Source organism: Carnobacterium sp. ISL-102 (assembly GCF_018612935.1).
Lineage (GTDB): Bacteria > Bacillota > Bacilli > Lactobacillales > Carnobacteriaceae > Carnobacterium_B > Carnobacterium_B alterfunditum.
Genome location: NZ_JAGGRF010000003.1, coordinates 385,264 through 398,439 on the forward strand (window position 1 = coordinate 385,264; position 13,176 = coordinate 398,439).

General features: G+C 34.1%; 12 protein-coding genes and 1 tRNA gene. 3 read left to right on the forward strand and 10 right to left on the reverse strand.

Annotation, left to right across the window (positions count from 1 at the left end; all coding sequences use genetic code 11):
• Positions 1-11 precede the first annotated feature (11 nt).
• Positions 12-1,160, forward strand: a complete 1,149-nt coding sequence (locus tag J7E16_RS03445) for a site-specific integrase (RefSeq protein WP_214888677.1) — start codon at positions 12-14, stop codon at positions 1,158-1,160.
• A gap of 102 nt (positions 1,161-1,262) precedes the next feature.
• Here J7E16_RS03445 and J7E16_RS03450 read toward each other — a convergent pair.
• The 4 genes from J7E16_RS03450 to J7E16_RS03465 form a co-directional block, all read right to left on the reverse strand.
• Positions 1,263-1,333, reverse strand: a tRNA-Ala gene (locus tag J7E16_RS03450).
• Between the two features lie 53 nt (positions 1,334-1,386).
• A complete protein-coding gene (locus J7E16_RS03455; RefSeq protein ID WP_214888679.1) occupies positions 1,387-2,166 on the reverse strand; it encodes a Cof-type HAD-IIB family hydrolase in 780 nt (259 codons plus the stop codon).
• 135 nt (positions 2,167-2,301) lie between these two features.
• Positions 2,302-4,077: an ABC transporter ATP-binding protein gene (locus J7E16_RS03460; protein WP_214888681.1), complete on the reverse strand. Its 1,776-nt coding sequence runs from the start codon at positions 4,075-4,077 to the stop codon at positions 2,302-2,304.
• Entirely contained in the window at positions 4,074-5,804 is a 1,731-nt protein-coding gene (locus J7E16_RS03465; protein WP_214888683.1) for an ABC transporter ATP-binding protein, read from the reverse strand. The genes J7E16_RS03460 and J7E16_RS03465 overlap by 4 nt, the downstream gene beginning before the upstream one ends.
• A 619-nt stretch (positions 5,805-6,423) precedes the next feature.
• On the opposite strand from J7E16_RS03465, the gene J7E16_RS03470 reads away from it, so the two are divergent.
• Both J7E16_RS03470 and rnjA read left to right on the forward strand, forming a co-directional pair.
• Positions 6,424-6,639 carry a DNA-directed RNA polymerase subunit epsilon gene (locus J7E16_RS03470; RefSeq protein WP_034548377.1) on the forward strand — a complete coding sequence of 72 codons (216 nt, stop codon included), beginning with the start codon at positions 6,424-6,426 and terminating at the stop codon, positions 6,637-6,639.
• Positions 6,639-8,309 carry a ribonuclease J1 gene (gene rnjA, locus J7E16_RS03475; protein ID WP_034548376.1) on the forward strand — a complete coding sequence of 557 codons (1,671 nt, stop codon included), beginning with the start codon at positions 6,639-6,641 and terminating at the stop codon, positions 8,307-8,309. The genes J7E16_RS03470 and rnjA overlap by 1 nt, the downstream gene beginning before the upstream one ends.
• A 57-nt stretch (positions 8,310-8,366) precedes the next feature.
• Here the strand turns inward: rnjA and J7E16_RS03480 are convergent, their stop codons facing one another.
• The 6 genes from J7E16_RS03480 to greA form a co-directional block, all read right to left on the reverse strand.
• Positions 8,367-8,660, reverse strand: coding sequence for a HesB/YadR/YfhF family protein (locus tag J7E16_RS03480; RefSeq protein ID WP_034548373.1), 294 nt, complete (start codon positions 8,658-8,660; stop codon positions 8,367-8,369).
• A gap of 121 nt (positions 8,661-8,781) precedes the next feature.
• The gene (locus J7E16_RS03485) at positions 8,782-9,441 is read right to left on the reverse strand and encodes a potassium channel family protein (protein WP_214888685.1); all 660 of its coding nucleotides are present in this window, start codon (positions 9,439-9,441) and stop codon (positions 8,782-8,784) included.
• 65 nt (positions 9,442-9,506) lie between these two features.
• Positions 9,507-10,139 carry a response regulator gene (locus J7E16_RS03490; protein ID WP_034548367.1) on the reverse strand — a complete coding sequence of 211 codons (633 nt, stop codon included), beginning with the start codon at positions 10,137-10,139 and terminating at the stop codon, positions 9,507-9,509.
• The gene (locus tag J7E16_RS03495; RefSeq protein ID WP_214888687.1) at positions 10,136-11,221 is read right to left on the reverse strand and encodes a sensor histidine kinase; all 1,086 of its coding nucleotides are present in this window, start codon (positions 11,219-11,221) and stop codon (positions 10,136-10,138) included. The genes J7E16_RS03490 and J7E16_RS03495 overlap by 4 nt, the downstream gene beginning before the upstream one ends.
• Entirely contained in the window at positions 11,218-11,952 is a 735-nt protein-coding gene (gene liaF, locus J7E16_RS03500; RefSeq protein WP_214888689.1) for a cell wall-active antibiotics response protein LiaF, read from the reverse strand. Before liaF ends, J7E16_RS03495 begins: the two co-directional genes overlap by 4 nt.
• 605 nt (positions 11,953-12,557) lie before the next feature.
• Positions 12,558-13,031 (reverse strand): transcription elongation factor GreA, encoded by a 474-nt coding sequence (gene greA, locus J7E16_RS03505; protein ID WP_214888692.1) that lies wholly within the window; start codon positions 13,029-13,031, stop codon positions 12,558-12,560.
• Positions 13,032-13,176: the final 145 nt, after the last annotated feature.

Consider the following 13,176-nt stretch of genomic DNA (forward strand, 5'->3'; position numbering starts at 1 on the left):
GAGAAATTAAAATGGCAAACATTAGAAAATACATTAAAAAAGATGGTACTGCTGCATATATGTTTCAAGCCTATCTAGGAACTGATTCAGCAACCGGCAAACGCATTAGAGTAACCAGACAAGGTTTTAGCACAAAAAAAGAAGCCCAACTCTCACTATCTCGCTTGAAAATTGAGATTGAGGAGCAGGGTTATAAGAAGAATAAGCGGTATAAGTTTAAGGAAGTATATGAACTATGGTTAGAACAATATAAAAATACTGTAAAAGAAAGTACTCTAAATAAAACTATTGAAATTTTTAATTATCATATTCTGCCCTTATATGGCCATTTATATATGGATAAGATCACGGTAGTATTCTGTCAAGAAGCTGTAAACAAATGGTATAACAGTGTTCAAAAGTATAAAGCTATAAGTAACTATGCTTCACGCGTATTTGATTATGCTATCACAATTGGCATATTAGAGAAAAATCCTGTTAAAAAGATTAGTATGCCAATTAAGAAAGTAAACGTACAAGAAGATAAGGTTTTAAATTTTTATGATAAAGAAGAACTAACTCATTTCTTCGATTGTTTAAAAAAAGATGAGGACCCTGTACAACTTGCACTATTTAGAACGTTAGCATTCTCTGGTGCACGTAAAGGTGAAATTTTAGCCCTGCAATGGCGTGATATTAATTTTACAGATAACTACATTAAAATAAATAAAACTGTCACATTCGGCTTAAATAACGTTTTAATCATACAAACTCCTAAAACAAAAACTTCTGTCCGTACTATCTCAATGGATGCTCAAACAATGGCTATTCTTAAATCATGGAAAAAAACACAAAAAGAAGATTACTTGAAGTTAGGGTTCAATACATTAAGCCCTACTCAATTAATCTTTCCTAGTACTAAAAATACCATTATGCAGCCACCTAAAGTTGGAAAATACCTTGATCGTATTATAGAAAAATACGGACTAAAGAGAATCACAACTCATGGGCTTAGACATAGCCACTGCTCAATATTATTTGAAGCTGGTGCTACAGTTAAAGAAGTACAAGACAGACTAGGTCATTCAGACATTCATACCACCATGAACATCTACGCACATGTATCAAAAAAGGCTAAAGAAAATACCGCTGAAAAGTTTGCAAACTATGTAGATTTCTAACAATAGACGTGGGATTAGTCGTGAAATGAAAAAAACAGTCGTTAAAACGTCTTAAAGATACTGTTGTATCAACGTTTTAACGACTTATCACACATTATTAGATGGAGTCTACGGGAATCGAACCCGTATTAACTGGCTGCCAGCCAGTCGTAATCCCATTATACCAAGACCCCAGAGTAGAACGCTGTCAGTTGATTGCTCTCACAGCTGCGTCATACTCCTAACATTATATCAAATTAAGTTCTTTCAATGCAATATAAATTCCATCTTCATTACAACTTTTTGTCACTTTATCTGCTCTTAATTTAACACTTTCCAAAGCATTTCCCATAGCCACTCCGATGCCGACTTTTTCGATCATTTCTAAATCATTCAGACCATCTCCGAATGCAATAGTATTTTCTACATCATAGCCATTTTCTAGTGCTACTCTTAAGACAGTATTAGCTTTTGAACCATCGTGAGGTAGAACATCAACTCCAGAATCATGCCATCGCACAAAGCGGAATTTTGAAAATTGATTACTCTCATAAAGATGCTTTTCATCTTCTCGGTAAAAAAGTAAACACTGAACTAGTGAATTGTGTTGATAGAAATCTTGATCAAATTTAGGAACGCCATAACCGACAGATTTCATTGCCGTTGTTATCCTAACATTAGCTAATTCATTTCTTCTTCTTAATTTAGCAGGAGTTTCATAGATGATTTGATGGTTATTTAAATCCGCTACTTTAATGAGTTTCTCTAGCTGAACCGGATCCAACGGGTTCTCGTAAACTTGTTCCTTATGTAAGTATCCTGCTGCTCCGTTGCAAACAATATAATGACTGATTTCTAATTCATCGATTATATTTTGAGCCATAAATAAATTTCTTCCGGTAGCAATTGCCACTTCATGACCATTTTCTTTAAGCATTTTAATAGCTAATTTAGTACTATCTGGAATAAGTTTCTGATTATTCACTAGAGTGCCGTCAATATCAAAAAAAATCATTTTCTTTTGCATGTTTAAGTTTTCCCCCTCTTATTCATACTTCTAAAGTAATTGTACCCTTTTATACCCTAGACTGCTAGACTGAAAAATAAAAAAATCACGAAGATTCAGTATTACCGAACCTTCATGATTTTTTATTCGTTTATTTTACTCTTCTTCACTAAACTGGCTGTTATATAAATTCGCATAAAACGCTCCTTTTTCAAGCAGCTCCTCATGTGTTCCTTGTTCAATAATTTCACCTTGATCCATGACTAAAATCAAATCAGAATCTCGGATCGTGGATAGGCGATGGGCAATGACGAAACTTGTCCGGCCTTCCATAACTTTTTTCATGGCTTTTTGGATCAAGCTTTCTAATCGTGTGTCTACTGAGCTGGTCGCTTCATCCAATATCAATATTTTCGGGTCAGAAATAATAGCACGTGCGATCGTTAGGAGTTGTTTCTGCCCTAATGATACGTTGGATGTTTCTTTATTTAATTTCATATTATAACCATCTGGCAACGTACGAATAAAGTGATCCACATTCGCTGTCTTAGCAGCTTCTATGACTTCTTCATCTGTTGCATCAAGCTTACCAAAACGAATATTTTCAGCAATCGTCCCGCTGTAGACCCACGCGTCTTGCAAAACCATTCCAAATAAAGAACGAACATCTTGTCTAGACATTGATTTCGTATCGATACCGTCAATTTTGATTGCCCCTTGATCAACATCATAAAAAAGCATCAATAAATTGATCAATGTCGTTTTACCTGCCCCTGTTGGACCAACAACGGCGACCGTCTGACCCTTTTTTACCGTTACATTTAAATCAGTAATAAGCGGCTTTCCTTTATCATATCCGAAAGATACATGTTCAAAATCTACATATCCTTCTACAGTCGCCGGTAATGGGTATTCTATTTTATTAATTGGTTCTTCTGGTTCATCCAGAATTTCAAATACGCGATCAATAGCCGCTGCTGCACTTTGTATGACCCCAGAAAGTTGTGTGATTTGAGAAATAGGCTGATTGACTTGCCAAATATACTGTGTGAAAGCTTGTAAGTTACCCAAAGATAAACTTCCCATAATAACCAAAAACCCTCCACCTAAAGCAATACCAAAATAAGCCATATTGGATACGAAGCCTACTAAAGGATTCATAATCCCAGAAATAAATGCCGCTTTAAAACCATAGTTATTTAAATTTTCATTGATTCCTTTAAATTCTTCTAATTTATCTTTTTCTTTGCCGTAAAGTTTAATTTCAGTAAATCCGCTAAAACTTTCTTGGACATGCCCATTCATCGCTCCTAAAGATTCTTGTTGCCCTCTAAAATACGGCTGCGATTTTTTAATGATCGCTTTGGAAATGATAAAAGATAGTGGAATCGTAGCCATAATAACCAAAGCTAATGGAACAGAAATATAGAGCATCATCGTTATAGCAAATACGATTCCCATAAATGAATTAACCATTTGAATAAGACTTTGTTGCAGCGCATTACTGATTGAATCGACATCATTTGTTACACGACTCAAAATATTTCCTTGCTGATTTCGATCAAAGTAAGATACTGGAAGACGATTTATTTTTTCTTCAATTTCATTTCTTAAATCGCGCATTGTATTTTGGACCACATTAGTCATGATATATGAAGATAGATACAATGTGATTTGATAAATACCTGCCATCACTAAGATAATAATGACGATATTTCGAAGATATGAAAAATTAACGGCTGCATTTGGTACGTTATTCAGCATATCAGCAACATTATTTGCTAACTCAGTCATAGCTAGTCCTATTATATAAGGTTGCAAAGCATTAACTATCATACAGACGATCGTTAATGCTATGGCAGATAGAAAACCAGTTTTATAGGGTTTAACATATTGCCAAATTCGACGTACAGAATCTTTCATATGACTCATGCTAACTCCTCCTTAGACAACTGCGATGAGGCAATATCATAATAAACATCTGATTTTTTTAATAGTTCTTCATGTGTTCCTTGAGCAACCACAATGCCTTTATTTAAAACAATGATATTATCTGCATGCATAATTGTACCTACTCGTTGTGCAACAATTAAAACAGCAGCCTTTTTGGTTTCTAATTTTAAGCGGGCTCTAAGTTTTGAATCCGTTTGGTAATCCAATGCAGAAAAGCTATCATCAAAAACATAAATATCCGGTTTTTTTATAATTGCACGTGCAATTGACAGTCGTTGTTTTTGTCCACCAGACATATTGCTTCCACCTTCAGACAAAAACTCGTCAAATTTATTTGGTTTCCTTAAAATAAAATCTTTTGATTGTGAAATATCTGAAGCTTCTTCAATTTCTTCAATATCAGCATCCGATTTCCCATAGAGCATATTGTCAGTGATCGTCCCAGTAAATAACAAAGCTTTTTGAGGGATGTAGCCAATTTTTTGACGCAGTGCACTTAATTTGTACTCTCTAACATCTACACCGTCTACTAAGATGCGGCCTTTTGTAACATCGTAGAATCGCGGAATGAGTTGGATCAAACTCGATTTGCCACTACCTGTACTTCCAATAAAAGCAGCTGTTTCACCAGGCTTCACAGTGAAACTAACATTTTTTATAACAGGTTCTTCTGTATCTCCAGGATATGCGAATGTCACATTTTCAAACGTTAAGTACCCATGTGTTTCTGTTTCAGTTACCCCATTCTCATTCTCTGTTATTGAAGGTTCTGTATTTAAGATTTCTTCAATTCGCCTAGCTGATACGGCGGCTCTTGGGTACATTGTAAAGATGTTAGCAAACATCATAAAAGAAAAGAGCGCATGAAAGATGTATTCAATAAAAGCTATTAAACTACCAACTTGAAGATCACCATTGTTGATTTCTATGGCCCCTAACCAAATAACCACTACGAAGATACAGTTAAATATGATAGAAAAAGTAGGCATTGCTAAAGCCATCAGTTTAAATAATTTTTTAGAAACGATCATATAACTGTCGTTCACTTGGTAAAATCGGCTCTCTTGAAATTTTTCTTTCACAAATGCACGAATAACTCTTAAACCGGTCAAATTTTCTCGTAAGTTCAAATTGATTTCATCTAAATTTATTTGTTGTTTATTCGATAATGGTGCTGAACGTTTCCCGATAAAATATACAATTCCTATTAAAAAAGGTACAGCAATCAATACGACGTAGGATAACGATGGGCTTGTTCGAATAATCATAATAAAACTAGCAATGAACATAAGTGGTGTCATCATTCCTATTCTAAGCACCATCTGCATAAATACCATAATTTGAAAAGCATCATTCGTTGTACGCGTTACTAAAGATGAAACACCAAATTCATTGTATTCTTTGTGTGAAAATGATTGAACTTTCTCAAAAATATCATTACGGATATCACGAACGATCCTTGTAGTGATCTTGCTTACAGTGTAAGCCAAGCCAATCAATCCAATCAAACCGATAATAGAAATAACAATCATCCATGTTCCATAATATGCCACTACATCATAATCATTAAACATTAAACCTTTATTGATCAATTGGGCCAATAAAGTTGGCAAGCCCAGTTCAATTAAAATAAAACCAAAAACATATAAAAAATTTAAGAATACTAACTTTTTATATTTTACAGTGTACCTCCACATTAACTCCATTTCCCCATCTCCTTATCTTTAAATAAACCATTTATCGTTTTCAATTTCTTTCGTTTATCTATGTATGAAACTAAATTCTATCTTTATTTTACAAAATAACTGTGCCGAAAAATATCTATTATACTATAGCATATTTTATGATTTTAAATCAGCAACTTCTATAGGTTTTTTAATAGATGATGAATAATGTTTATCTGTATTTATATATTCGCATATCTACTCTACATCAAGTTTATAAAAAGCTGATCCAGCATCTATGCCATGAATTATGCTTATTTGGAGCTATTCACCCTTTTGTCAAACTCACTGTTTACATCAAAACTAACTTTCTATACTTAATTAATGAATTATGTTAAAATAAGGTTAGCTGTTGTGTACTTACCACAACCACTAGTTCGGGAAAAATACTAAACTGAATAAAAGAATAAATCAGAATTTTTTCTTGTGGCTTTACATTCATGTTAAGGAATTAAACTGACGTGGTTTTCTTTTAATCACCTATGAGTATATTTCATAGATTGATTTTTTCGTAATACAAAACACTTCACCAATAGTTTTATAAAAAAATAGATAAACGTTCTTTAAAAAACTAAAGAAGGTTTAAAGAGGAGAGAAATAGATGATTTTTAAAGTCAATTATCAAGAAACAAAATTAAGAAACCCCAAAAGAGAAGATACTGAGGCACTTTATTTAGAAGCAGAAAGTGAAGTTGCAGCACGTGAATTAGTTGAACAAAACACCCCCTATAATATTGAATTTGTTCAACAAATCGATGGAAAATATCTTGAATATGAAAAGACTAGTGCAGACTTCAAACTAGTGGAGTTCAACTAATGAAACCTTCTATAAAAAATAATGAAGCAGCTGTCTTTGCCATTGGGGGTTTAGGGGAAATTGGTAAAAATACGTATGGTGTTCAATTTCAAGATGAAATAATCATTGTTGACGCTGGTATTAAATTTCCTGAAGACGATTTATTAGGAATCGACTATGTCATTCCTGATTATAGTTATATTGTACAAAATATTCATAAAGTAAAAGCTTTAGTGATTACGCATGGTCATGAGGATCATATCGGTGGAATTCCTTTTCTACTAAAACAAGCCAATATTCCAATCTACGCTGGACCACTCGCTTCAGCTTTGATTCGCAACAAATTAACAGAACACGGCTTATTGCGTGATACTGAATTACATGAAATTGGTGAAGATGACGTTATTAAATTTCGTAAAACAAGTATAAGTTTTTTCAGAACGACTCACAGTATTCCCGAATCTTTTGGTATTGTTGTCAAGACTCCACCCGGCAATATTGTATTAACTGGAGATTTCAAGTTTGATTTCACCCCAGTTGGTAAGCCGGCTAATTTGCACAGAATGGCTAAAATAGGCGATGAAGGTGTATTAGCTCTAATGTCAGATAGTACAAATGCTGAAATCCCTACTTTCACAAAATCTGAACAAGTAGTTGGAGAGTCTATCACAAGTATCATACAGAAAGTAGAAGGACGTATTATATTCGCTACTTTTGCTTCAAATATTTCACGTTTGCAACAAGTTGCGAATGCAGCCATTAAAACAAAAAGAAAAATATCTGTATTTGGCCGTAGTATGGAATCATCTGTTGCAACAGGTCGTCAATTAGGTTATATTACTGCTCCAGAAGAAACATTTGTCGAATCAAGAGAAATCAACCGCCTTCCTGCAAGTGAAAGTATTATTTTATGTACTGGATCACAAGGTGAACCAATGGCTGCCCTAAGCCGTATCGCTAACGGTACTCATCGTCAGATCTCTATTCAACCTGGTGATACAGTTATTTTTTCTAGTTCTCCTATTCCAGGCAATACTTCAAGTGTAAATCGTGTTATCAATTTACTATCTGAAGCTGGTGCAAATGTTATTCACGGAAAAGTAAATAATGTTCATACATCTGGACATGGTAGCCAACAAGAACAAAAATTGATGCTTCGTTTAATGAAACCTAAATATTTTATTCCTGTCCATGGCGAATACAGAATGCAAAAAATACATGCTGGGCTTGCTGAATTGGTTGGAATTCCAAAAGAAAATTCTTTCATCTTGGATAATGGAGATGTTGTTGCTTTAACAGCTGATTCTGCCAGAGATGCTGGACACTTCGAAGCTGGAGATGTTTATGTTGATGGAAAAGGTATCGGCGATATTGGAAACGTCGTTTTACGAGACCGTAAACTTCTATCTCAAGAAGGTTTAGTTGTAGTCGTCGTAACAATCGATTACAAGTCTAAAGAAGTGCTAGCTGGTCCTGATATTCTTTCTCGTGGTTTTATTTATATGCGTGAATCAGGAGAATTGATCAATGACGCACAACAAGTCATGACAAAGAGCCTAAATAAAAGTTTAGCAAATGACAAAATAACTGAACAATCCTTAAAAAACACCATTATTGAGAGTTTAAAACCTTTCTTATATGAACGTACTGAAAGACACCCTATGATTTTACCAGTTATTATGCCTGTTTAATCAAATAAAAAAGACCGTATACAGACTCTTTTAAGAGTTCTGCATACGGCCTTTTTTCTATTGTTCAATAAAGTGATAAATAGGTTCATCACGTTCTTTATCAAAACTAACTTGCAAATCATACCCGCTAAAAAACCATTCATCGTGTTTATCAATGAAATAGGTTATACCATTTACAACTGTTTTAGCCAGAACGTCATCAGGTTGGGCAACTTCCATTCCAACTGAAAATCCTTCATGAACTTCCGTCTTTCCATATACTTTTCCCGAAAATCTTACTCCAGCACCTTTTTCAAGACCAACCTCATTTTCAAACCACTCTTGTGCACTTTCAATTATACTTATTTTCATAGTAAGTCTCACAGAAATTTCTCTGTGAATCCTCCTTTCATATTAACTTATAATACTTATTAATTTTAACACAATAACAGATCTAGAGGTATCTTTTGGACCTACTTTAAATAAGTTGCTCTTAAGGCATTTGGTTTTCTAGCCAATTGATTTCTTTGTTGCCACCAACAATCATTAATGTATCATCTACCTTGATGACAGCATCAGCAGCAGGGGAAATAATCATCTCTTGCCCTCTTCGAATGCCGATAACATTTAGTCCAAAGCGCTGTCTAAAATCTAATTCAAGAAGCGTTTTATTAAAGAATTTTGGATTTGTTACTTTAAGTTCAACTAACGAATACTTATCTGATAACTCCAAATAATCTACTACATTTCTTGAAACCAAATGATGTCCAATTCGGATCCCCATATCTCTTTCAGGATGGACGACATAATCTGCGCCTATTTTTTCTAGCACTTTTCCGTGGTACTCGTTTTGTGCCTTAGCTGTGATATATGGGTTACCCATTTCTTTGATCATTAGTGTAGTCAATATGCTTGCTTGTATATCTTCACCAATTGCTATTATGACATGGTCAAAATTTCGAATACCTAATGAACGCAAAACATTTTCATCTTGAGCGTTTGCTAATACTGCATGTGTAGCAATATTCATGTATTCATTTACTCTATCTTCATTAGAATCGATTGCCAATACATCATGTCCGCTTTCAACAAGCGTCCGGCAAATGCTACCACCAAAACGCCCTAACCCAATAATCGCAAAATTTTTTTTCATCTCTTCACCAGCTTTTCTTTTACTTTATTTTTTTTAAATCCATTTTATTTAATTTTTCTTTTACTTTATTCAATAAGGTGATGCTTAAACGCATATATAGTCGCTTGTGTTCTATCTTCTACTTCTAGTTTGGCTAAAATATTTGAAACATGCGTTTTAACTGTTTTAAGAGTGATAAAAAGTGCATCTGCAATTTCCTGATTGGAATAACCTTGAGCAATCAACATTAGAATCTCATGTTCACGATTCGTTAGATCATCATGTAATTGGTGCGGTTGTTTTTTTGTCAGACGTTCCATCATTTTACCTGTCACTTCAGGTTCAAGAATGATTTCACCATTATATGTAGATCGTATTGCATTAGCAATCGTACTCGCTGTAGAAGTTTTCAGGATATAGCTAGCGGCTCCTGCTTCCAGTGCAGGATAAACTTTTTCATCATCAATAAAACTTGTCACAATAACTATTTTCGCTTCCGGCCAATCTTTCATGATTGCTTTTGTTGACTCGATCCCATCCATCACATCCATTACTAGATCCATCAATATAACATCTGGACGTAACTCCATAGCTTTCTCATAGCCGATTTTTCCGTTTTCTGCTTCTCCTATGACCTCTATATCAGTTTGAATAGACAAATAGGATGAAACCCCTAACCGAACCATTTCATGATCATCAACTAATAATACTTTAATCATACCATACCTCCCCCTTTTTCAATCGTGTTCATAATCGGTATCTTTATTTCCACACTTGTTCCTTTATTTTTAAAGCTAATGATTTTACAGGTTCCTCCCATACCGATTACACGTTCATTAATATTCTGCAAACCATAATTTCCAGCTTTGTTCTCAGTAGTATTAAATCCAATTCCATCATCTATCACTCTTAACAGCACAGATTGATCAATGACATGAAGATAAACTTCTAATCCTTTTGCTTTTGAATGACGTAATGTATTAGAAAGGAGCTCTTGAACTATACGGAAAAGATGATCTTCTATTCCATTCATCAACGAAACATCTTCGATATCCCATTTTAATTCAATTTGGATTTTTGTGCTCATTTCATTTAAAAGTTGTTCAATTCCTTTTTTTAATGACTTGCCTTCTAAATTGACCGGTCTTAAATGAAGCAGAAGGGCTCGCATTTCTGATTGAGCTTCATTCACAATGGATTCTATCAATTTTACCTGTCTTTGTAAAGTTTCATTTGATCCATCCATTTGTTCATTCAAAGCAGACAACATCATCATAGCAGCAAAGAGTTGTTGACTGACAGAGTCATGAAGCTCACGGGCTAATCTATGACGCTCAGACACTAATATTTCCTCTTTAGTCTGTCCATTTATTGAGTTAGATGTTTTATTGCTATTTATTTGAACTTCATTTGCTAATGCAATCAATTTTTCTCGAATATCAACGAGTGTTCTTTTTAATTCATCTGAGAGAAAATAGTCATCATTATTTTTATCAAGCAGTTGATCAAATAGATTCTTTGAATAATCTCCTTTGACAAGAGTCTGAAGTGTCTCCTCAATTTGCTGCCACTGACGTTTATTCACATAATACGCACCCAATGTTACGGCTAGACCAATCGCTACTGAGACAGCCAGCAAATACCAAATAAAAGGGATATATATAAAACGTACCGTGAAGATATCTAGATACCAGCTTTGAGGAGAAGCCGCATAACTGTAGCTAGCCATCGTAATAAAAAGCAAAAGAAAAACAAGTATACTGCTAGTAAAAAAAAGTGATCTGATTGCTTTTTGTTTCATATCGTGATCACCTCTAAATCTCCTACTAATACATTTGTTATTATTTTTAAAGTTCTAGCTTGGTCTTCATAATGATTACTATACATTTTAATGGATTCATTTTCCAAGATATAACATTGTTCCTCAAATAAAATTTTACCTCTAATAGCACTATGTTCTACCATTAAACCTATTCCAGTTGGAACTAAAATACGTGTTTTCCCGAATCCTTTTCGGATAACAATATGACTTTCTGTTTTAGGTAAAATGGTATTGCCTAAATCGATGATCGTATCGCCCATGAAAATTGAAAAATTAATATCATCCCATTCGTAAATCGAACTCCCTATCCTTTCATTACCAAACCAATTTCTTTTAAATCGTTTAGCATTCTTGGGTAAGCGGTCTGTCGTCTCTACAACGATAATTTCTTTTTCATTCCAGGGTGCTTGTTGAAAATTAAACGTGTCCATTCCAGAAAATAATTTTCCATAATTCATATAAAAGAAAATAATGGCCACTATTGACATATACCAAAAACCACCGAGAGACATTAAAGCAAAAACCGTCGAAAAAATCCCAATAACTAAATAGGCCTTTTTTTTCCTTTCTTGGTGTTTTCGACCTAAATATATTAACCAGCACCCAATAGCAAAGAGCCCTAATATGAATAGATTATTAATAAGCTGGTATAATGCTACTATTACTAAAAGTGATTCAATCACTAAGAACCATCTCCAATTATTCTTCATGTCTATTAAGCCCCCCATGTACACCTTCTTTTGTTCAGTATACCTTTTTTAATCTATAATGTAATGTTCTTTAGCATGAACTCCAGCTAAGACTAAAGACGTATATTCAAAAAATAAGGTGGCTAAAACATAACAAGCTGAGAATAAGAAAAAGGGTCTGTTTATCAGGAAACTGATGAACAGACTCTTCTTTTGTTATATATTGGTTGTTTATAAAATGGTGTTGATCCTTTAAAAGAAATTTCTTCTGGAATAACGGATTTTCTTGTGCAAGACCATTGAACCGTCTGAAGCCTACAAGAGAGGAATCAGACTTTCAAGCTCCAAACGAAGCTTACTTAATTGCTAAAGCATTAAAGCTTTGTCATTCGCATTAGGTCCTTTACATGGCTGCAAGCAGATCTTACTCCTTAAGAAATTTCAAGTAGGTGATTAAACTAGTCTTACGTGAACTTTGATAAAAAGAGTTAAAGGTATGATAATCAATTGCAGTCTCATTTTATATCGACGATGCAACTTTTAGAAGTCCCTTTAGGATTAATAGTTAGATATACGATGAGGCTTGGATTTATGTCCTAGATTCTTCATTTAAAAAGATAATTCATCTAGCTGATTTCTGTGATTTTGACTAACATGTCTCCACCTGGCGTAGAAAAGGTTACTTCACTGCCTACTTTTTTGCCCATTAAAGCTTTTGCAATCGGTGAGTCATTCGAAATCAATCCTTTAAATGGATCAGCTTCGGCACTACCAACAATCGTGTATTCTTCTTCGTCTCCATTAGGTAACTCAACGAAGCTTACTTTTCTGCCTAATGAAACTTCATCTGATGCCGTTTTTGAGTTATCAATAATCTCAGAAAAACGCAACATATTCTCGATGGTGGTCACTCTTCCTTCAACAAAAGCTTGCTCATCCTTTGCTGACTCATATTCAGAATTTTCAGATAAATCTCCAAAGCTACGAGCGATTTTAATTCTTTCTACGATATCTTTTCGTTTAACTGTTTTAAGATACTCTAATTCTTCTTCTAACTTTTTTTTGCCTTCTAAGGTCATTGGATATACTTTCTCAATCATTTAAATACGGTCTCCTTTTTAGAATCACATCTGATTCTTGCTTTCATTATTTAGTTGAAAGCGTAATTATATTTTCAACATTGACAAGATACCATGTTGTCTTTCGTTTGTAAACAAAAAGATCTAATTCACTCAAAATTTTAAT